Origin of the sequence: Helicobacter fennelliae (assembly GCF_900451005.1) — a bacterium.
Classification (GTDB): domain Bacteria; phylum Campylobacterota; class Campylobacteria; order Campylobacterales; family Helicobacteraceae; genus Helicobacter_B; species Helicobacter_B fennelliae.
The window spans coordinates 1,221,859-1,241,680 of sequence record NZ_UGIB01000001.1 but is presented as its reverse complement, the minus strand read 5'-3'; the positions used below and the strand labels follow the sequence as shown (position 1 = coordinate 1,241,680).

Here is a 19,822-nt window from a genome sequence, read left to right as displayed (position 1 = left end):
AATTTATTGATTCTAGGCTTTGGCTCAATCCAAAAACAAACACCCTATGCAACACACAGAATCCAAAATAGATTCTGCGTTCTAGATTCTTGTTTGAGGTTTCATCTGCTATAATACCCTCTTTATAACTCAAACCAAAGGACAAAATATGGAACTCACTCAAATTTACAATAAAAATTTCTATGGAAAACCAGCTGGTTCTAATCCTTCCGCAGAAGAGATCTTAAGCTATGTTGATACACTTTTGCACCCAAAAAGTGTGATTGATGTAGGCTGTGGCGTAGGCTCTTGGCTCAAAGCATGGCAGGATATAAACCCAAATATAGCAATCGCTGGAATCGATGGCAATGAAGTGGTTTCACAATTTCCATACATTTCAAGTGAATCTTACAAACAAGTCGATCTAACTCAAAATTATCAAATCACCTTACAAGAAGTTTGCAAAACATTTTCAAATGTAATAGATTCTAGCTCTAAAAACGCGCTTGGGGGGGGGGCAGAGAATAATACAATAGAAAATAAGATAGATTCTAGCGCATTAGATTCTGCCAACTCTAAATACTCTACACAATCTAAAGACTCAAAACCACAAAAACCATTTGCCTTAGCTCAAAGTATCGAAGTAGCCGAGCATCTTTACGCACAATATGCGCAAAATCTCATTGATTTGCTGACTTCACTTTCAGATATTGTGCTTTTTTCAGCAGCTATTCCTTATCAAGGTGGCACACACCATGTCAATGAACAACCGCCAATATATTGGGCGAAACTTTTTGCCAAAAAAGATTTTGTGTGTTTTGATATTTTGCGAGATAGATTCTGGGAGAATACTAAAATAGCTCCATGTTATCGGCAAAACATGATGATTTATGTGCATAAAAGCAAGATAGATATGTTTAAAGACTTTAGCCCAACGACAAATCCGCTATATATTATCATTCCAGAAATTTGGGAAATGTATCTTAAATCTTATACTCAAATGAAAACAGCATATAGCAAAATGCTTTGTATTCGATTTAGAAGATTTGTAGGCAAGATTCTAAGGGCACTCAAGCTACGAAAGTGATAAAAGTAAAAAATAATAAAAATGTGAGATTCTATGAATCAACATCACGATAAAACAAACTTTCTACAAAGATTTAATTTTGGATTAACAAAATTTAAGGCAAAATTGAGGGTAAAAATCACTAAAAGGGTAATGTAATGGAAGAGAGACTTTTTACAATCGCAGGGCTTTTTAGCTCTGATCATCACTTTATTGTTGCATTCTATACCATATTGTGTGCGATTGTTACGGTTGTTGTCGCAAAAATGGCTACGCGAAATATGCGCGTGATACCAAATGGCTTGCAAAATCTCTACGAAGCCACGATGAGTGGTATGCTTTATATGGCTAAAGATGTGATCGGTGAAGATAAAGCGCGCAAATATTTTCCATTGGCAGGCACGATTGGTTTTTATGTGTTTTATTGCAATATCATAGGCATTATTCCGGGTTTTGAAGCTCCGACATCAAGCTGGGATTTTACTTTGGTACTTGCATTGATTGTGTTTTTTTATTATCACTTTGAAGGTATCCGCACACAAGGTGTGATCCGCTATTTTGCACACTTTATGGGTCCTGTCAAATGGCTTGCACCACTAATGTTTCCAATCGAAATCATCTCTCACCTCTCAAGAATCATCTCTCTTTCGTTTCGTCTTTTTGGAAACATCAAAGGTGATGATATGTTTTTGCTTGTTATGCTTATGCTCGTGCCATGGCTCGTGCCAATCGCGCCTTTTGCGATTTTGACTTTTATGGCATTGTTGCAGGCGTTTGTATTTATGATCCTCACTTATGTGTATTTAGCAGGTGCAGTCCTTGCAGATGAAGAGGGGCATTGATTGGAGAATCAAGAACATGCCTTTGAAAAAAGATTCTCAAAAATCTTAGATTTTTTTAGTGGAGTTTTTTTTAGCGTCTCTATTATAGGGGCGGTGTTTTGTTTTTTTATGATTCGCTTGTTGTATTCTGACTTGTTTGCCATTCTTATTTCTATAAGTTTTTTTTGCATATTTATGTTTTTTGGGCTTGTTTCAAAATCACTCGCTCTATTGCTTAAAAAATTACCATAGCCCATTATGATTGTATGAATTCAGACTAAGGAGCAATGCGTTTATGTTTGGAATGGGGCTTTTTGAGATTCTCATTATTCTTATTGTGATGATTATATTTTTGGGACCAGACAAACTTCCACAAGCTATCGTTGATATTGTCAAGCTATATAAATCTTTCAAAAAAACAATCACAGAAGCAAAAGATACATTTGAAAAAGAAATCCATATCGATAGCCTCAAGCAAGAAGCACTCGATTATAAGCAAAATTTTCAAACCCATATCGATGATATCACCAAAGATATTCAGCTCCAAGAAATCCACCCTCAAAGCATTCAGCCCAAACCTATCAGTGAAATGTTTGATGACTACAAGCAATTACCACAAGAAAGCACAAACAGCATAGATAATGTAGATTCTGCACCAAGCGCGCAAGTAAAGCCACAAACTAAACCCCAATCAGCACAAATAGCACAAACACAAGCCAAAAAACCAAAATCACTCAAGCCCAAATCCACCACACCAAAATCCGTAGAAAAATCCACAGCAGAATCTAGCAAGAAGCCAGCCACCAAAAAAGTCTTGCCCAAAAAAGCCCAAAACGCCCACTCCAAAAAAACAACCGCCAAAAAGTCATCAATAATTAGGAGCAAAGATGTTTGAAGATCTCAAGCCTCATTTACAAGATTTAAGAAAACGACTGATGATTTCTTGTAGTGCTGTGATTGCATCTTTTATTGTTTGTTTTGCTTTTTGGAAGCCTATTTTTGTATTCATCGAAGCACCCATAAAAATGGCATTTAATAGTCAAGTGCAAGGCACACTTATGCAGCTTACGCCACTTGAGGGTATTTTTTCTGCGATGAGTGTCGCTCTTCTTGCAGCTATTACAATAACCACGCCGATTTTGTTTTGGCAGATTTGGCTTTTTGTCGCGCCCGGACTTTACAAAAACGAGAAAAAAATCATTCTGCCATTTGTGTTTTTTGGAAGCACGATGTTTGCATTAGGTGCGCTCTTTGCGTATTACATTATTTTTCCTTTTATGATTAAATACATTTTGATGTTTGGAAATGATATGTTTGAGGCAAATATCTCCATAGAAAGTTATGTGAGCTTTTTTATACGCGTGATTTTAGGATTTGGAATCTCATTTGAATTGCCCGTTTTGGCATATTTTTTGGCAAAGGTTGGGCTGATTACTGATAAGACACTAAAAGGATTTTTTAAATACGCAGTGGTGATTATCTTTATCATCGCAGCTATCATCACGCCCCCTGATCCATTCTCACAACTTCTAATGGCTATCCCGCTTGTTGGGCTTTATGGCTTTGCGATTGTGATTGCGCATTTTGTCAATCCCGCATCTAAAGATTCTGATACCACAGATACCACAGCTCCGCTAAGCCCCAAAAAGTAGAATCTATGTATGCAAAATCCTCACATAACGCTCCAAAACATTTGAATAGCTATGATTTGAATACTAATGATGTGAGTGATTTTGCGCTTGCAAATTATGACTACACTCTGCCTAGCCATTGTATCGCCTCCTATCCTGCCAACCCCAAAGAATCCGCAAAACTGCTAATTTACAATCGCCTTGACAAAAGTATTATTCATAGTGATTTTTATCATTTGTTTGATTTTATCCCAAAGGATTCTACAATTATCCTCAATGATACGCGTGTCATCAAAGCCAGAATCTATGGCACAAAGCAAAGCGGTGGAAAAAGCGAGATTTTGTTTCATTATTTTCTTGATCTTGCTGATACTGCGATGTCTGCCACGCATACCATAGCGATTTGCCAAGTGCGCAATTCCGCACCAAATGGCACAATCATTTCTCTCTCAAATGGCTATGTCGCAAAAGTTATCGATACTTTTAGGCAAAGTTATAAGCAAATTATTTTCTATCATCATGATGTGCCCATGCATCAAGCTCAAGTGTTTGAAATGCTAGAATCCATAGGGCAGATTCCGCTTCCACCATACATCAAACGTCATGTAGAAGCGCAAGATAGCGCGCAATACCAAAGTGTGTTTGCCAAGCATAATGGCTCAATCGCCGCTCCGACAGCCTCCTTGCACTTTTCTAAATCGATGCTTGCGTCCCTCAAAGCCCATTTTACGCTTTCTTATGTTACGCTTCATATCGGTGCAGGGACATTTTTTGGGGTAGAATCTAGCGACATTCGCAATCACCATATCCATTCAGAATCCCTTTTTATCTCTAAGCAAAATGCAAATCTCATCTACAATGCCAAAAAAATTTTATGCATAGGCACAACTGCTATGCGTAGCGTGGAATGCCTAGCGCGTGCAAATCACAATCCATCGCAGGATTTTAGCGCGCAATGTAATTTATTTTTGCACCCGGGCAATAAACCAATAAAAACTGATTATTTGCTGACAAATTTTCATCTTCCCAAATCAACACTCATTATGCTTGTCGCATCTATGATCGGAATCAAAGAATGCCAAAGAGTCTATCAAGAAGCCCTCAAAAACTCATATCGATTTTTTAGCTATGGCGATGGAATGCTTATTTTATGAATCTCTCCACGCTTGCACCATACATAGACAAAAATCTTGATTTGCAAACCATAAAGCAAAATCTTAATCTCTACACTACTATTTTGCTTGAATGGAATCAAACGCACAATCTCACAGGCGCACAAAGCGCACAAGACATACAAAAAAACATCATCGATTCACTCTATCCGCTTTGTTTTTTGCGAGATTTTGAGCTATGCCTTGATGTCGGAAGTGGGGCTGGATTTCCTGCGATTGCGCTTGCTATCGCTAAACCAAAGCAAGAATTTATCCTTAGCGAGCCACGCGCCAAAAGAGCAGCGTTTTTGCTATTTGTCAAGCAAAAACTCAAACTCCACAATATCCACATCGAAAAAAAATCCATCCAAGAAATACACACAAAAGCTGATCTCATCACTTCAAGAGCAGTAATGCCTACATCAAAACTCCTGCATCTTTGTAGCAAAAACTTAACACATAATGGGTATTATCTGCTATATAAAGGTGAGCTATCAGCGACCCTGCCAAACAATCTCAAATCTCAAATATTCAAAAGAGATGAGAGAATCTATCTGTATATCAAAGGAGAGATATGAAAATTCTTATTATTGCGGTTTTGCTTATTGTGCTGGTGTATTGTATTAGTAGGGCATTGAGACTTCCATCTCAACCCCCAAAAAAAGAAGAAGAGATGATCCAATGCGAAAAATGTGGCACTTATGTGCTGAAAAATGAAGCAATCAAATATAGCGGCAAATATTTTTGCTCCAAAGAATGCTTATAGGCTTACAAAAAAGAGAAAAGATAATAAATAAGAGATAAGCCAAAAAAATATAAGCAAAGAGCAAAGGAGAAAAAATGCTTATTATCGGACATCAGCACATTGTGTGTGAAAAGTTTTTGGAAGTGCAGACAATCCAAGAGATTCAAACAACCAAAACAACTCAATATACGCAACAATCAGATTGTGTGCTGTGGTTTAAGGCTTGCAATGATTATAATTTTGGCTTGGCAAAAATGCTTGCTAGTATGCAATGTCAATTTGGGGTATTGGTAGAAAATATCACTGATTGTATGCTTTATGCAAGCTTTCAGCCCAAATATATCCTCATCAAAGACAATGCCAAAACCTACCAGAATCTAGCAGATAATTATTTATTAGATTCTAAGATTTTACTCATTATAGCCAAAGAAGAAAGTATCGCTACTGCCGCACTTGATGGCATTGATGGTGTGATATTTGATTTTTATCTTACTTGATTTGAAATTTTTATCTTTATGCTACTTATCTTGCAATGTTTTTATAACCTCATCAAAAGAAAATGGCTCCAAATGAAGCTCTTTTATTTCTGATTCGCTTAATCTATGCCAAATCACACTTTTTGCAAACACAAATGTAGAATCCAAAGAAAAAGTTAGCTTCAAATCTCCATTTTGCAAGATTTCACCTTTGGTGTAATACTGAAAGCAATCTTGAAAATTATATGATATGCCACCTTCTAGTTTTGTGTTGCTAATCCTCAAGTCTTTAAGAAATATCACGCCCTTATCACTTCTAGTGCGTAATTTTTTATTTGGATTGCATGTATCTTTTTTGGCAGGTGTGTTATTGAGATTTGCGACCCCATAAGCAAGCATTTGTCCATGATAATTAAAAGCATACACATACGCTCCCTTATACATCAAAAAGTTTGGCACTTTGTAGAATCCATCAACATCAACTGCCCGCAGACTCAAAGTGGCGATCATCAAAAATAAAACTTTTTTCATCATTATCCTCTCAAATCACATTTTAATAACTTATTAATGCCTTATTAATATTTCAATCGGAACTTTCACAACGCTTTTATAGACGCGCTCTATCTGCAAAGTCTCTGCCCCAAGCCCGCCAGCATGTATATCATAAGGCATAAATACGCCCAATGTGCGTGGCATAAAATGCAAAATAGAATACGCACTCGGATAATCCCAAACACTCAAATCTTTTTGTGGATTATACGAGGTGTGTATAGTAGCGCATTGAGAATGCGCAATATAAAACAATTCCTCACCCTGCACAAGAAGCTGAAAATCAATATATCGCTGATGTGATTCAAAAAACGCGCTAGATTCTGCTTTGAGTGTGTAGGATTGCTCGATTGCTATCATTCCCTCTCCAATCTCAAATTTACACTCGCCATAAGTTCCAAGAATGCGCGTATAAATCTCACTTTGTGGCGTTAGGGCTTCTTTGAGATAGGCATAAAGCGTATGTGCTGCACTTTTTTTAAGCGTTGTAAAGATGATATGTGCAGAATCTAACTGCGAGATAAAAGCCATTGGTGCTCCTTTGTGGTAGTTTTATTTTTGCGTTTGCATAGAATCTAGAATCTACATCCATTCCAAAACCTTACTCACCTCCCCAACCTCAAAACACTTCACATCAGTCTTAAAGCTTGGCTTTTTAGGCACTATGGCTTTATTGAGTCCATAGTTTTGGATTTCTTTGATTCTGATGTCAAGATTACTCACATCGCGCACATCGCCTGTGAGGCTCACCTCACCGATAAATACACTCTCAACTGATAATGGGCGATTCCGAAAGCTTGAAATAATCGCCGCGACAACGCATAAATCAGCACTTGGTTCAGTGATTTTAATCCCGCCCGCGACATTGATAAACACATCATAGCGATTAAGCGGAATCTCAAGCTTGCGCTCTAGCAATGCAAGCAGCATATTTAAGCGATTTACATCAAAGCCTGTGCTTTGACGACGCGCATTGCCATAGCTTTCACTCACTAATGCCTGAATCTCAATCACCAATGCCCGAGAGCCCTCTAAAAGCACAGTGATCGCACTTCCTGCTACAGGCTTTCGCTTTTGAAAAAAGACTTTTTGAATGTCTTTTACGCTATTGAGTCCATTTGCATTCATCTCAAAAATCCCAATCTCACTTGTCGTGCCAAAGCGATTTTTAAACCCCCTAAGAATCCGAAACTCCCTGCTTGAATCACCCTCAAAATACAACACACAATCAACCATATGCTCCAAAATCTTTGGTCCTGCAATCGAGCCTTCTTTTGTGATATGCCCGATGATAAAAATCGCGATATTGTGCTCTTTTGCCAAACGCATAAGCTCAAAAGTGATCTCTCTAACTTGCGAGATAGATCCCGGGGCTGAAGTGATCGAGGGTGCATAAAGTGTCTGGATAGAATCAATCACGCACAGCTCATATGGCTCATTTAAGAGGGCATTTTTAATGCTATCAAGATTGATTTCATTGAGCAAAAAAAGCTTTGGGTGTATGCAATCAAGCCTTTGGGCGCGGAGGCAAATCTGCCCTGCACTCTCTTCACCACTGACATATAAGACATTGTGATTGTGCTTAGCAAGCAATCCAGCAACTTTAAGCAAAAGCGTTGATTTGCCAACTCCCGGACTTCCACCAATCAAATACAACCCGCCCGGAACAATGCCACCGCCAAGCACCACATCAAATTCTTCTTGATATGAAGTAAAAAAAATATTTTTCTCGCTTTTGACTTCTGTGATTGCAGTTGGGGTATTTGTTTTTGCATTTGGTGTAAGGGCTTTGAGAATCTGCTTTTGAGAGTCATTAAGCTCAATAAGACTTTCCCAACTTCCACATTCTGGGCATTTCCCAAGCCACTTTGTAGTTTGCCAACCGCAAAACTGACACTCAAAAAGACTATTTTTCTTTGCCATTGTTTTGACCAAAAATGCAATCTAAAAGCCCATTGATATACATCTGCTCATCAAAAGGCACTAAATCATTCTCCCCCTCACCGATACCAAGAAAAAGTATCGGAATCTTAAGCTCATTGATAATGCTAAAAATCGCGCCACCTTTGCTCGTGCCATCAAGCTTTGTTACGATAACGCCATCAATGTGGATTGTTTGGCTAAAGATTTTGGCTTGATTGATAGCTGCTGAGCCTTGCGTCCCATCAAGCACGAGAATCTTTCGAAATGGCTGATTATCAAGTGCTTTAGCACAGATTCTGTCAATTTTTTCAAGCTCTTTTTTGAGATTGACTTGATTATGCAATCTACCTGCTGTATCGATGATTACTCGATCAATTTTGCGCGCAATGGCAGCTTTTATCGTATCATAAGCCACTGCCGAAGGATCAGAGCCTTGCGTGGTAGCGATGAGATTTACGCCAAGCTTTTGCGCCCATAACATAAGCTGCTCGCTTGCGGCTGCACGAAATGTATCGCCTGCTCCAAGCAGCACGCTTTGATGTTGTGTGAGATATATTTTGGTAAGCTTAGCAATGGTGGTTGTTTTGCCCGCGCCATTTACCCCGATGATAAGCTCTACAAGCGGTTTAGTAGTGATATGCTGGAGTTGGAGTTTTTCATTTTGCGTCTCACCGCGAAAGAGATTATGCAATGCGACATCAACTTCTGCGCGAGAGGGCGACTTTGAAGTGCGCGATAATACTTTTTGCACTAAATCATAATCCATATCAGATTCTATCAATGTATTTTCTAGCTCTTCTTGCGTGATTTTTTGCTGAGGCGCGCCTAGAATCTTAGAGAGATGAGAGGTTGTTTTGGTCCAAAAATCAAACATTTACATATCCTTTATGAAGCATTAATCAAGCATTTGTGTTATATCGCTTGCAAAAATTTCCTCTGGAATAATGCCCCAATAATCCTGATAAAAATCCCCTTTGGTATCATACAGCACAAAATAAGGAAGCTCTAGCTTCTGATAATCTTGAGACTCTTGAGATAGTGAGGCATTTTCATCATTTAGATTCTGGTTATTGAGATTTTGTTTTGATTGCACGATGATTTGAGGCATATTTATTGGATTCTGCGGGGCGATGACTTCAAATTCAATATGATGCTTTGTGATAAAATGTTCTATATCTTCGTTGCTTGTTGGGCTTTGTAATACACCTAGAATCTGCACTTCTTGATATGACTTTGCGAGATTATTAAAATGCTCATAATACATTTGACAATTTGCGCACTCTTCACCTACAAACATAAGCAAAACGCCCTTTTGGATTGGCTTAGAATCTAACTTGATATGCAAAAAACTTTTGCCAACCTCAAACACATACTGCTTTGATGGAGCATTGTATGAATATTTTTGGCTTGGCACTTGAGAATCCTTACACGCCACCACAAATAATCCGACAAAAATCATAAACAAAAAACGCATTTTTACTCCTTATCTCATATTATTTATTATTTATCATCAATGCGCAAAATCAACCGCTCGCGTCTCTCTAATAATGCTAACTTTAATTTCCCCAGGATAGCTCAATTTTGACTGGATTTCATTTGCGATCTCTTTTGCTAGCACAATACTATGAGAATCACTTATCAAATCCGCATTGACAATCACTCGAAGCTCTCGTCCTGCGTTTATAGCATACGCTTGCTTGACACCAAGTTTTTGCGTAGCGATTTGCTCCAAATCCTGCATACGAGTTAAGAAATTTTCTAGCACTTCTCGTCTCGCTCCGGGTCTTGCTGCTGAAAGCGTATCAGCCGCGCAAACAGCCGCTGCTTCGACACTTTCAAACTCCTCATCACCATGATGAGACATAATCGCATTAATCACCACTGGGTGCTCTCTGTAACGTCTGCACACTTCAGCTCCCAAAACCACATGATTACCATTGCCACTCTCAGCAGTTAATGCCTTACCAATATCATGCAATAACCCCGCACGTTTGGCTAATTTCTCATCGCCTCCTAATTGTGCGGTAATAATCCCTGCAAGCTGTGCTGTCTGCATAGAATGCTGAAGTGCGTTTTGCCCAAAGCTAGCACGATAGCGCAATTTACCAATAAGCTTGATAAGCTCTGGGTGCATATAATCAAGCCCCAAATCCAAAATAACATCTTTTCCTTCTTGCTCGATTTCTTTATCGATATTGTCTTTCACGCGCTCATACACTTCCTCAATCCTTGCGGGGTGGATTCTGCCATCTTCTATCAGAATCTCTAATGTTCTAGCAGCAATCGCGCGACGATAGAGATTAAAGCTACTCAAAATGATTGTTGAAGGTGTATCATCAATAATCACATCTACCCCGCTAATCATCTCCAAAGCCTTGATATTGCGACCTTCTTTACCGATGATTTTTCCTTTCATTTCATCATTTGGCAAGGTTATGACATTGATTAACCGCTCGGCTGCAAATTCTCCAGCATATCGTGTCGTGGCTTGTGCAAGGATAAAATACGCCATTTTTGTGGCTTCATCTTTGGCTTCTTTTTCATAGCGACGAATTAAATGCGCCTTTTCATCAAGTAGTTCATTTTCTAAATTTTTCAATAGAATCTCTTTTGCTTCTTGCTTTGTCAAGCCTGTGTAATGGCTTAGTGTATTATTTAATTCTTCGATGAGTGAGCGGTATTGCTTTTGCATTTTGAATTGCTGATCTTTTTGGAGCAACATATCATTGAGCTCTTGTGTGAGCTTATTTTTTTGCTCTTTGATAAGATTGAGTTCGTGCTCGGTTTTTTCTTTAAGCTGTTTTTGTTTAGATTCTAGCTCATAGGCTTTTTGTCTATATTCTTCATTGAGGGCATGGGTTTTTTCTTTAAAATTATGTTCAAGCTCGATTTTTAATTCTTTGGCTTTGAGCTGCTCGGTGTTTAAAAGGGTCTGCGCTTCAAATTCAATGGCTTTTGCTTTGGCTTTGGCTTGATTTAATAAATGACGTGCATCAAGATTTACTATTTTTTTGCAGACAAGATAAACGCTTAAGCCTGCTACCAACCCAGAAAGAAGACAAGCTATTATAAGTGGAATCATTTTTAAAACCCTTTTTTACCCGAAATTTATAACTTATATATTCATTGGCATTGATGTCAAAATCTTGCGTCATCACGCAAGAGGCAAGATATATGTCTTGATTGACAAAAATTTTATACATTTTATGCCTTATCTTATGTGTCATCATACCAAATGTTCGATCATACATGCCCTTTCCCATTCCTATACGTCTAAATGCAAGATCAATCCCCAAACAAGGAATAATTGCTAGGTCAATTTTCTGAAAATAAAAATGAGAGGGCTTTGGTTCCCAAATTTTATATTGATTTTGTTGTAACGGCAAACGATATGGTAACATTTTAAAGTTAAGCCCCTCTATGCTTGGAAGAAAAATTCTTTTGTTTTTTGATTTTTTAAAACAAGAAAGAAGTGGCAAAATATTTGGCTCAAACGCCATAGGATAGAACAAAAGGATATTTTTAAATTGCTTAGATTGGATTACATATTTGAGGTATCGCACAAAAACAATATGGCGATATGATACGCACGATTTTTGTTTTTTGGCTAGATCATTTCTGACAAAATGGCGAAAATCTTGTTTGCTTTGGGCGGATACAGCCTGAATCTCCAAAATCAGCTCTCCATAGATTCTACTTTGGGCTGAAGTTTTTTGACTTTGAGTCGTTTGATTCTCGCTCCATCCATCTCAAGTATGGTAAATTCAAGCTGCTTGTCTTGCACGACATCACCAACCACAGGCAATCTTCCAAGCATATTAAACGCATAGCCACCAATAGTTACTTGCTCGCATTCCTCATCAAATGTAACATTCATAAGCTTTTCTACACTCTCTAAATCCAAAATACCATCAAGCTCATAGGTATCCTCATCGATTTGAAACACATTTTGATTGTTTGGATCATGCTCATCATTAATATCGCCCATAATTTCCTCGATAATATCCTCCATTGTCAGCAATCCCGCTGTCCCGCCGTATTCATCGATAATTAGCGCGGTATGGATTTGCTCTTTATTCATTCTTTTGAGAATGTCTGAAATAAGTGCTGTTTCTGGAACGATAATCATCTTGCGAATAATTTTTTCGAGATTAACTTCTTCGCTTTGGTTGATTCTGCTTATCAGTAAATCTCTGATATGAATCATTCCGATGATATTATCTTTATTGCCTCGACAATACGGATAGCGCGTATAATTTGTTTGTGTTACGATTGAGAGATTTTCTTGATAGCTAGATTCTGCATTTAAGCAGACCATATCTTTTCTGGGTGTCATAATCTCTTTTGCCATAGTTTCAGAAAAATCCACAGCATTTTTGATAATCTCACTCTCAAATGAATCTATAAATCCACCCCTCAAACTCTCACCGACAATGATTTTTATCTCCTCTTCAGAGTGTGCATTTTCTTCTTCTTTGGTCGGCTGGATACCAATCCTACGCAAAACAAATTGAGCGAGCAAATCAAAAAGCTTGATAATCGGATAAAAAATGATAGAAAAATAATACAAAGGATATGAGATAACCAAAGCTGATTTTTCTGTTTTGGCAATGGCTATGGATTTTGGGACGATTTCACCAAGCACGACATGAAAAAGCGTAATAATTGTAAAAGCTAGCACAAAGCTAATCGTATGCACAATAAGAGAATCTTCTTCTAAAATACCATAAAAAGGAATGGCGATTATACGTGCTAAAGCCGGCTCACCAAGCCAACCAAGTGCCAAAGAAGAAAGCGTGATACCAAGCTGTGTCGCACTCAAATATGAATCAAGCTTTTTGGTTATCTCTAGCGTCAATTTTGCAACTTGATTGTTTTTTGAAAGCTCTTCTAAGCGCGTTTTACGAACTTTGACAATCGCAAATTCTGCGACCACAAAAAAAGCATTTAATAACACAAAAAATAAAGCTAATGCTAACATTAAAACCGAGTGATATGGATCCAATTTAATTCCTTAAAGTTTTAGGCATTATAATATGTTTTCATTAATTAAAAATACTTCTCAATATAAAGAAAGAAACCGCTCCAAGCACGCCTGAAGCTGGAACCGTGATAAGCCAAGAGGCAATGATTCTATTGATTTCACTTCGTTTCACAAGCTCATATTTATAAAACCTTTTAAGCTCTTTTTTTTCTTTTTTACTCAATACAAAATCCACTTCTTTGGTTTGTTTTTTGAGGTTTGCTAGAATCTCACTTTTGCGTTTGACATTTGCCTTAGCAAAGGTGCGCAAAAAACTCTCGATTGTTTTTTGATCTCTGCCTTTGTGTGCTTTGACGATTTGCTCGCACATCTCAAAATACCTGCCTTTGATGTATTCTCTCAAAAATCCAACACCAATCACAGCCCCTATGGCAATATGCGTAGAGCTCACAGGTAGCCCAAGCGCACTTGCAAAAAGCACAGTGATCGCTGCTGACATCGCAATACAAAACGCGCGCATTCTATCAAGCTCTGTAATTTCACTTCCAACGGTTTTTATCAATCGAGGACCATAAAGAGCCAATCCTATGGCAATGCCGATTCCACCAATAAACAATATCCAAAATGGAACATTTGCTTGTGTGGTGCTCCCTGTGTGCTGTGTTAAAACTTGATTAATCGCGGCTAATGGACCAATCGCATTAGCAACATCATTTGCACCATGAGCAAAGCTCAAAAGTGCTGCCGAAAAAATAAGCGGAAGCGTAAATAAGGTATTAATTGATTCTTTTGTGTTTTCAAGCTGGCTTGCTTTTTTTCTTATAAAAGGCGTGATGACAAAATAACTCACAATAGCAATAACCACAGAAATAAGAAAAGCCTGCATAAAACTAAAAGAATAAAGCTTTGAGAAGCCTTTGAGAAGCAGATACAAACTAAAAGCCAAAATCATAATAAAAACAAGCAATGGCACGACTTTTTTTGCTGCTTCTTTCTTGTCTTGTTTGTATGTAATGGTGCGCTTAATGAATAATAAAAAAATAATAGCAATAATACCACCAAGAACGGGTGATAACACCCAACTAAAAGCAATCTCTCCTAAAACCCACCAATTTGCTACCCAAAATCCACCCGCTGCGATCCCTGAACCCAAAACTCCACCAACAATAGAATGCGTAGTAGAAACTGGTGCGCGGATTATCGTAGCTAAATGAACCCATATAGCTCCTGAAATAAGTGCAGCTAACATCACAAATAAAAATGTCTGACTATCTCCGATTTTATTTGCATCAATAATATTTGACTTTATGGTATTGACAACATCACCGCCAGCCAAAATAGCCCCGCTTGCCTCACAAATACCAGCAATAATAATCGCACCTGTCAAAGTAATCGCATGCGATCCAACTGCTGGTCCGACATTGTTAGCGACATCATTTGCACCGATATTCATCGCCATATAGCCACCAACAAGTGCCGCAAAAGCCAAAAGTAACGACTGCTCGACAACTCCTGATTGCAAAGCAATCAAGGCAGTTGCTACCATAAACACAACAACTATTCCAATTTTTATGCGTTCGTTTCGAAATTCAGTTTGTTCGACAGATTTCTGAATCTTTTTAATATCCTTAATGTCCATAAAAAACTCTTTGTCTCATAGATTTGCAGAATCTATAATACCAAAATTCAGGCTATATCACATACTTTTCTTTAAGAAAACCAAAAATTAAGAGCGATCCTCTTTGATTCTAGCTGCCTTACCTTTTCTGTCGCGTAGATAGAAAAGTTTGGCTCTGCGGACGCGTCCTATACGCAAAACTTCAATACTTTCTAAACTCTCACTATAAAGCGGAAAAGTTTTTTCTACACCGATATTGTTTGCACCGATTTTGCGGATTGTAAAGGTTCTATCTACACCATTACCGCGGATAGAAATACAAATGCCTTCAAAATTTTGAATACGACTTTTGTCTCCCTCAACGATTCTGATACCAAGTTTGATCGTATCGCCTGCCTTAAAGCTTGGAACTTGTTTATTTTGAATTTGTGCTTTTTCAAAATTTTCAATATATCTATTTTTCATTTCTCTAACCTTTGTGTGAATTTCCATTTTTGGAACAAATCTGGTCTGAAATATTGTGTCTTACACAACGCCAAATTGTTTTTTAAATCTGCGATTATAGTATGATTTCCCTTTGAATACTCTGAAGGAGGAGGAAAATTTTTTATTTTTTGAATTTTTGAATTTTTGGCTGTATCTCGCGCAAACACCGGTGCTTCTAGCAAAAATTTATCAAAACTCTCGCCATGTAATGAATCACTATTTCCCAATACGCCCGGAATCTGCCTTGCGATACTATCACACATACAAAGTGCGGGCAATTCTCCTCCAGTCATAATAAAATCGCCCACGCAAAAAACCTCATCAGCCCAAATTTCAATCGCCCTTTCATCAAAGCCTTCATAACGACCACACACAAACATAATATGCCGTTTTTGAGACAGGCGGATAGAATCGCTATGACTAAAAGGTTTGCCATTTGGAGTCGCAAAAATAATATGCGGTGGCGATAAAAAATCCTGCTTTTTTGAATCTTTTGATGTGTTTTTTTGTTTTTCATCTGCTATGGTATTTATATGTTTATTTTTGATTTGATTTGATTTAACACTCTCAATGGCTTCTCCTAGAATCTGCGCGCACAAAACCTGCCCCGCACCACCGCCAATCTGTGGCGAATCTACGCTTTTGTATTGATTTAAAGCAAAATCCCTTATATGTATTGTTTGGATTGAGATGAGATTGTTATTGCGTGCGTTTTTGAGTATGGATTCTTGAAAGTAGCCCTCAATCAGACTTGGAAATAAAGTCAAAAAACTAAAAGTCATCAGCTCTGCTCCAAGATATATTTTGCATTTTGACTAAGAATTTGTTTATTCTCAATATCTACTTTTTGAATGTATTGATTAATGTATGGAATCAAAAAAGTTTTTTGTTTTGCGTGATTCATATGGGGGTTTTTTTGGGGACTTTTTTGTGATCTTTTTTGGGCTTGGATAATAAAATAATCAATATTTCCTATCCGCTCAATATCCACCACCACACCTAAAATCGCAGAATCTTCGATGATCTCACAGCCTACAATGTCAAAATAAAAAAACTCATCTTGTTGGAGATTGCATAATGCTTTTGTCTCTTCTTTGGTGCTATGAATAATGGCATTTACATAGCATTGAGCCTGCTCTTTTGAGCTAATCTCATCAAACTTGATATAATATTTTGTCGATATGGATTTAAAGTAAGCAATAGTGAGTGTTTGCTCTTTGTTTGCGGTAAATACCTTTAGCTGTGGCTGAAAGAAAGACAAAAAATCACTCAATGGAAAAAATGTAAATTCCCCATTAAATCCTCTTGTTTTTCCTAGTTTTCCTATTTCGATGAGTTCGGTATGATGGTTTGTGGTGCGATTACTTATCATTTGAATGTACAGTAATCCGATATGTTACACCATCTTTTGCTTTGCACCCAGAGACAAAAGTTTTAAGTGCTGAAATCATTCTGCCATCTTTGCCAATCACCTTGCCCATATCTTCTGCGCTGACAAAAATATCCAAACAGCACATTCCATCTTCAATGCTATGCCTTTGTATGTATGTTTTTTCAGGTATAGCGACAATCTTTTTTATATAAGATTCTAAGAATTTTTCAACCACTCCGTGCGCCTTTATTTATTATGTATTGATGTATGATTTGAAGTTATTTTGCGCTAGAGAGTGCGGCTACTCGCTCACTCATTTTTGCTCCCACACCTTTCCAATACGCCAATCGCTCTGCGTCAATTTTGATTGTTGCAGGCTGTGTCAATGGATTATAATACCCAATAGATTCTATCCAGCCACCATCTCTTCTTTTGCGAGAATCTGTAACTACCACACGATAAAAAGGTTTTTTCTTTCTTCCCATTCGCGTCAATCGGATTACTGTTGCCATATCATTAGCTCCTTGTTAGATTAAAATAAATGCGTATTATACACTAATTTTTTTATTATTTAAGATTTTTGTCGCATTTGACCCATCAATCCTAAAATATCTTGCATACCACCTTTTTGACTCATTTTTTTTGCTATTTTTGCAGCATTATCAAATTGCTTGATAATGCGATTAATATCAGCAACTTCCAACCCCGCACCAAGCGCGATTCTTTTGCGTCTTGAGCCATTGAGAATCTCTGGATTCTGACGCTCTTTGGGCGTCATAGAATTTACCATTGCTTTTATATCTTTTATCTCTTTGGAATTATCCAAATCGATATTTTTAAGCTGTCCTGCCATTTGTGATAATCCCGGAATCATCGACATAATCGAACCCATAGAGCCAAGTTTTTTTATGTTTTCAATCTGTGCCAAAAAATCCTCAAACCCAAACTGCCCTTTTTTAAGCTTTTTGGTAATGTTTTTTGCCTCTTTTTCATCAATCACCCCTGCTGTTTTTTCCGCAAGACTGATAATATCTCCCGCGCCCATAAGCCTTGATACGATTCTATCAGGAATGAAAATATCCAAATCCGGAATCTTCTCTCCATTTCCCAAAAACCGCAATGGCACTTGAATCTGATAAGCAATATTTAGTGCGATTCCGCCTTTTGAATCACTATCAAACTTACTCAAAATCACGCCGCTAAGCCCAATTTCTTTATGAAAGCTCTCTGCACTCCTAATGCCATCTTGCCCGCTTAGAGAATCCACCACATACAATGTCTCATCGGGCTTAATCTCTTGCTTGATTGACTTTAGCTCATTCATCAACGCAGAATCTATCGCCAATCTCCCCGCACTATCGATAATCATCACATCAAATTGCCCTTGAATAGCCCGCTCTTTTGCAGCCCTAGCAACTTCCAAAGCACTTTTATCAGGCAGGGCAAAAACTTCAACTTCAATTTGTCTCCCCAATGTCTCAAGCTGGCTTACTGCCGCAAGTCTTTGCATATCGCAAGCCACAAGCAAAACTTTTTTGTTTTTGGTTTTGAGATAATTTGCAAGCTTTGCACTTGTTGTTGTTTTTCCACTCCCTTGTAATCCCGTCATCAGCACGATTGTTGGCGGTTTGCTCGCATAGACAAATCCATAATTCCCCTGCGTTGTCAAAATCTCTTCAAAACTCTCTTGCATAGCTTTTAAAAAATTCTGCCGTCCAATGCCTGCTTGCTTTGTTTTGATAGCGATTTGATTGATGATTTCTTTGACGACTTTGTGATACACATCATTTTTCAGCAATGTTTTCTTAAGCTCTTCCAAAGCCCTATCAAGCGATTTTTGGTCATCATTAAAGCGAATTTTTGAAGCGATAGAACGAAACGAACTACTTAATGTATCAAACACTCTAAATCTCCTTAAAAAATATAAAAAGCCATTATATCAAATAACTTTTATAATATATCACGCAAAGCTTTTTTAAATTTTTGCTTATTTTGAACTTAAAACTCACAACTGCCATATCCCAAACCACAGCAGAAATCCTTTGCATTATAGAAATCATTACATATAATAAAAAATCTAAAATCATATAAATTATCCATTGAGTTAAATTTGTATTAATTTATATAAGCTATTTTATGCTGTTTCATTTACAGAATCTAAATTTAATCATTATAAACCAAAATCTAAATCAATTTCGGAGGTGCTTTATGGAATTTGAAACATCTTTGCGTGAAAAAAATCTTAAAATCACTCCTCAAAGACTTGCTATTTTGAGAGAAATCAAAGCAAATGGACACATTGGAATTGAGGAAATTTATGAAAATATCATCAAAAAGGATTGCCCATCAATCTCCCTTGCCACTGTGTATAAAAATATCACCGCGCTTAATGATGCAAATATTTTAAGAGAAGTCAAAGCTCCATCACAAAAACAAAAATACGAACTCTCGTGCGATAGACATATCCATGTAAGCTGCGAGAAATGCGGTAAATTGCAAGATGTGTATGTGAATGTGCAAAATATCTCTACTGAATGTATGCATAAAACAGGTTATAAACTTTTTGATGTTTCAGCGGTTTTTATCGGTCTGTGCCCAGAATGCAGTAGCAAAAGCCAAGAGCTAAAACCAAAAAATCAAAACTAGCAAAAGAGAAGCCATAACAAAAGCAGAATCTAGAATCTATTTTCCATAGAATCTAAAATCCATAGTTGTTTTTGTCGTCATTGCGGAGCTCTTTAGGGCTGTGGCAATCTATTTTGACTGGATTGCTTCGTCCTATCGTCCTCGCAATGACAGAGCAGGCTTGTCATTGCGAGCAAGGTTTATCCTTGCGTGGCAATCCATAGAATCTACTTTTTAGATTCTAGATTCTATATTGTTTTGACGCACTCTTACCTGTCATGTCTTAAGCATTAGCGAAGAATCCAAAGAATCAAACCAGAATCTATTTTAGAATCTAGATTCTAGCTCTTGTACCCTCAAGCCTTCTTAAGCCATTTAAGCTTATAGCCTTTTTGA

Annotated in this window: 23 protein-coding genes and 1 pseudogene; 9 read left to right on the top strand and 15 right to left on the bottom strand. The window is 37.6% G+C overall.

Annotation, left to right across the window (positions count from 1 at the left end; translation table 11 throughout):
- The first annotated feature begins 148 nt into the window (after window positions 1-148).
- The 8 genes and pseudogenes from DY109_RS06160 to DY109_RS06120 all read left to right on the top strand — a co-directional run bounded on the left by DY109_RS06160 (window position 149) and on the right by DY109_RS06120 (window position 5,890).
- Window positions 149-1,066 carry a class I SAM-dependent methyltransferase gene (locus tag DY109_RS06160; RefSeq protein WP_112058448.1) on the top strand — a complete coding sequence of 306 codons (918 nt, stop codon included), beginning with the start codon at window positions 149-151 and terminating at the stop codon, window positions 1,064-1,066.
- A gap of 137 nt (window positions 1,067-1,203) precedes the next feature.
- The gene (locus DY109_RS06155) at window positions 1,204-1,887 is read left to right on the top strand and encodes a F0F1 ATP synthase subunit A (protein ID WP_112058447.1); all 684 of its coding nucleotides are present in this window, start codon (window positions 1,204-1,206) and stop codon (window positions 1,885-1,887) included.
- Window positions 1,888-2,161: 274 nt separating this feature from the next.
- Window positions 2,162-2,333 (top strand): annotated as a pseudogene (tatB, locus tag DY109_RS12610) (Sec-independent protein translocase protein TatB); the annotation flags it as partial.
- A gap of 420 nt (window positions 2,334-2,753) precedes the next feature.
- Window positions 2,754-3,518: a twin-arginine translocase subunit TatC gene (gene tatC, locus DY109_RS06140; RefSeq protein WP_023949798.1), complete on the top strand. Its 765-nt coding sequence runs from the start codon at window positions 2,754-2,756 to the stop codon at window positions 3,516-3,518.
- Between the two features lie 5 nt (window positions 3,519-3,523).
- On the top strand, window positions 3,524-4,651 hold the full coding sequence (gene queA, locus DY109_RS06135; protein WP_023949796.1) for a tRNA preQ1(34) S-adenosylmethionine ribosyltransferase-isomerase QueA: 1,128 nt from the start codon (window positions 3,524-3,526) through the stop codon (window positions 4,649-4,651).
- Window positions 4,648-5,226 (top strand): 16S rRNA (guanine(527)-N(7))-methyltransferase RsmG, encoded by a 579-nt coding sequence (gene rsmG / locus DY109_RS06130; protein ID WP_023949794.1) that lies wholly within the window; start codon window positions 4,648-4,650, stop codon window positions 5,224-5,226. Before queA ends, rsmG begins: the two co-directional genes overlap by 4 nt.
- A complete protein-coding gene (locus DY109_RS06125; RefSeq protein ID WP_023949792.1) occupies window positions 5,223-5,414 on the top strand; it encodes a PP0621 family protein in 192 nt (63 codons plus the stop codon). The genes rsmG and DY109_RS06125 overlap by 4 nt, the downstream gene beginning before the upstream one ends.
- 74 nt (window positions 5,415-5,488) lie before the next feature.
- A complete protein-coding gene (locus DY109_RS06120) occupies window positions 5,489-5,890 on the top strand; it encodes a hypothetical protein (protein WP_023949790.1) in 402 nt (133 codons plus the stop codon).
- 21 nt (window positions 5,891-5,911) lie between these two features.
- Here DY109_RS06120 and DY109_RS06115 read toward each other — a convergent pair whose 3' ends face one another.
- The 15 genes from DY109_RS06115 to ffh form a co-directional block, all read right to left on the bottom strand.
- Window positions 5,912-6,400 (bottom strand): DUF2147 domain-containing protein, encoded by a 489-nt coding sequence (locus tag DY109_RS06115; protein WP_023949788.1) that lies wholly within the window; start codon window positions 6,398-6,400, stop codon window positions 5,912-5,914.
- 33 nt (window positions 6,401-6,433) lie between these two features.
- The gene (locus tag DY109_RS06110; RefSeq protein WP_023949786.1) at window positions 6,434-6,949 is read right to left on the bottom strand and encodes a YhcH/YjgK/YiaL family protein; all 516 of its coding nucleotides are present in this window, start codon (window positions 6,947-6,949) and stop codon (window positions 6,434-6,436) included.
- Window positions 6,950-7,000: 51 nt separating this feature from the next.
- Entirely contained in the window at window positions 7,001-8,341 is a 1,341-nt protein-coding gene (gene radA / locus DY109_RS06105) for a DNA repair protein RadA (RefSeq protein WP_034550471.1), read from the bottom strand.
- Window positions 8,325-9,215 carry a signal recognition particle-docking protein FtsY gene (gene ftsY / locus DY109_RS06100; RefSeq protein WP_023949782.1) on the bottom strand — a complete coding sequence of 297 codons (891 nt, stop codon included), beginning with the start codon at window positions 9,213-9,215 and terminating at the stop codon, window positions 8,325-8,327. Before ftsY ends, radA begins: the two co-directional genes overlap by 17 nt.
- A gap of 21 nt (window positions 9,216-9,236) precedes the next feature.
- On the bottom strand, window positions 9,237-9,815 hold the full coding sequence (locus DY109_RS06095; protein ID WP_023949780.1) for a redoxin domain-containing protein: 579 nt from the start codon (window positions 9,813-9,815) through the stop codon (window positions 9,237-9,239).
- A gap of 36 nt (window positions 9,816-9,851) precedes the next feature.
- Window positions 9,852-11,423, bottom strand: a complete 1,572-nt coding sequence (gene rny / locus DY109_RS06090; protein WP_023949778.1) for a ribonuclease Y — start codon at window positions 11,421-11,423, stop codon at window positions 9,852-9,854.
- Window positions 11,335-12,015: a 5-formyltetrahydrofolate cyclo-ligase gene (locus tag DY109_RS06085; protein WP_051404676.1), complete on the bottom strand. Its 681-nt coding sequence runs from the start codon at window positions 12,013-12,015 to the stop codon at window positions 11,335-11,337. Before DY109_RS06085 ends, rny begins: the two co-directional genes overlap by 89 nt.
- A gap of 2 nt (window positions 12,016-12,017) precedes the next feature.
- Entirely contained in the window at window positions 12,018-13,346 is a 1,329-nt protein-coding gene (locus DY109_RS06080) for a hemolysin family protein (protein WP_023949776.1), read from the bottom strand.
- 40 nt (window positions 13,347-13,386) lie between these two features.
- Complete coding sequence (locus DY109_RS06075; protein ID WP_112058440.1) at window positions 13,387-14,964, bottom strand: inorganic phosphate transporter; 1,578 nt, start codon at window positions 14,962-14,964, stop codon at window positions 13,387-13,389.
- Between the two features lie 87 nt (window positions 14,965-15,051).
- On the bottom strand, window positions 15,052-15,408 hold the full coding sequence (rplS, locus tag DY109_RS06070) for a 50S ribosomal protein L19 (RefSeq protein WP_023949772.1): 357 nt from the start codon (window positions 15,406-15,408) through the stop codon (window positions 15,052-15,054).
- Window positions 15,405-16,211 (bottom strand): tRNA (guanosine(37)-N1)-methyltransferase TrmD, encoded by an 807-nt coding sequence (gene trmD / locus DY109_RS06065; RefSeq protein WP_023949771.1) that lies wholly within the window; start codon window positions 16,209-16,211, stop codon window positions 15,405-15,407. The genes rplS and trmD overlap by 4 nt, the downstream gene beginning before the upstream one ends.
- Window positions 16,211-16,801, bottom strand: a complete 591-nt coding sequence (gene rimM, locus DY109_RS06060; protein WP_023949769.1) for a ribosome maturation factor RimM — start codon at window positions 16,799-16,801, stop codon at window positions 16,211-16,213. Before rimM ends, trmD begins: the two co-directional genes overlap by 1 nt.
- Entirely contained in the window at window positions 16,791-17,036 is a 246-nt protein-coding gene (locus tag DY109_RS06055; protein ID WP_023949768.1) for a KH domain-containing protein, read from the bottom strand. The genes rimM and DY109_RS06055 overlap by 11 nt, the downstream gene beginning before the upstream one ends.
- Window positions 17,037-17,079: 43 nt before the next feature.
- On the bottom strand, window positions 17,080-17,313 hold the full coding sequence (gene rpsP, locus DY109_RS06050; RefSeq protein WP_023949767.1) for a 30S ribosomal protein S16: 234 nt from the start codon (window positions 17,311-17,313) through the stop codon (window positions 17,080-17,082).
- A gap of 59 nt (window positions 17,314-17,372) precedes the next feature.
- On the bottom strand, window positions 17,373-18,704 hold the full coding sequence (ffh, locus tag DY109_RS06045; protein WP_023949766.1) for a signal recognition particle protein: 1,332 nt from the start codon (window positions 18,702-18,704) through the stop codon (window positions 17,373-17,375).
- A gap of 305 nt (window positions 18,705-19,009) precedes the next feature.
- Between ffh and DY109_RS06040 the strand changes: the two genes are divergently transcribed.
- Entirely contained in the window at window positions 19,010-19,447 is a 438-nt protein-coding gene (locus tag DY109_RS06040) for a Fur family transcriptional regulator (RefSeq protein WP_023949763.1), read from the top strand.
- The last annotated feature ends 375 nt before the right edge of the window (window positions 19,448-19,822 follow it).

Excerpts from the sequence above, each read along its gene's own strand:
- DY109_RS06160 (WP_112058448.1), top strand. The coding sequence starts at position 149 with ATGGAACTCACTCAAATTTACAATAAAAATTTCTATGGAAAACCAGCT.
- DY109_RS06155 (WP_112058447.1), top strand. The coding sequence starts at position 1,204 with ATGGAAGAGAGACTTTTTACAATCGCAGGGCTTTTTAGCTCTGATCAT.
- tatC (WP_023949798.1), top strand. The coding sequence starts at position 2,754 with ATGTTTGAAGATCTCAAGCCTCATTTACAAGATTTAAGAAAACGACTG.
- queA (WP_023949796.1), top strand. The coding sequence starts at position 3,524 with ATGTATGCAAAATCCTCACATAACGCTCCAAAACATTTGAATAGCTAT.
- rsmG (WP_023949794.1), top strand. The coding sequence starts at position 4,648 with ATGAATCTCTCCACGCTTGCACCATACATAGACAAAAATCTTGATTTG.
- DY109_RS06125 (WP_023949792.1), top strand. The coding sequence starts at position 5,223 with ATGAAAATTCTTATTATTGCGGTTTTGCTTATTGTGCTGGTGTATTGT.
- DY109_RS06120 (WP_023949790.1), top strand. The coding sequence starts at position 5,489 with ATGCTTATTATCGGACATCAGCACATTGTGTGTGAAAAGTTTTTGGAA.
- DY109_RS06115 (WP_023949788.1), bottom strand. The coding sequence starts at position 6,400 with ATGAAAAAAGTTTTATTTTTGATGATCGCCACTTTGAGTCTGCGGGCA.
- DY109_RS06110 (WP_023949786.1), bottom strand. The coding sequence starts at position 6,949 with ATGGCTTTTATCTCGCAGTTAGATTCTGCACATATCATCTTTACAACG.
- radA (WP_034550471.1), bottom strand. The coding sequence starts at position 8,341 with ATGGCAAAGAAAAATAGTCTTTTTGAGTGTCAGTTTTGCGGTTGGCAA.
- ftsY (WP_023949782.1), bottom strand. The coding sequence starts at position 9,215 with ATGTTTGATTTTTGGACCAAAACAACCTCTCATCTCTCTAAGATTCTA.
- DY109_RS06095 (WP_023949780.1), bottom strand. The coding sequence starts at position 9,815 with ATGCGTTTTTTGTTTATGATTTTTGTCGGATTATTTGTGGTGGCGTGT.
- rny (WP_023949778.1), bottom strand. The coding sequence starts at position 11,423 with ATGATTCCACTTATAATAGCTTGTCTTCTTTCTGGGTTGGTAGCAGGC.
- DY109_RS06075 (WP_112058440.1), bottom strand. The coding sequence starts at position 14,964 with ATGGACATTAAGGATATTAAAAAGATTCAGAAATCTGTCGAACAAACT.
- rplS (WP_023949772.1), bottom strand. The coding sequence starts at position 15,408 with ATGAAAAATAGATATATTGAAAATTTTGAAAAAGCACAAATTCAAAAT.
- trmD (WP_023949771.1), bottom strand. The coding sequence starts at position 16,211 with ATGACTTTTAGTTTTTTGACTTTATTTCCAAGTCTGATTGAGGGCTAC.
- rimM (WP_023949769.1), bottom strand. The coding sequence starts at position 16,801 with ATGATAAGTAATCGCACCACAAACCATCATACCGAACTCATCGAAATA.
- rpsP (WP_023949767.1), bottom strand. The coding sequence starts at position 17,313 with ATGGCAACAGTAATCCGATTGACGCGAATGGGAAGAAAGAAAAAACCT.
- DY109_RS06040 (WP_023949763.1), top strand. The coding sequence starts at position 19,010 with ATGGAATTTGAAACATCTTTGCGTGAAAAAAATCTTAAAATCACTCCT.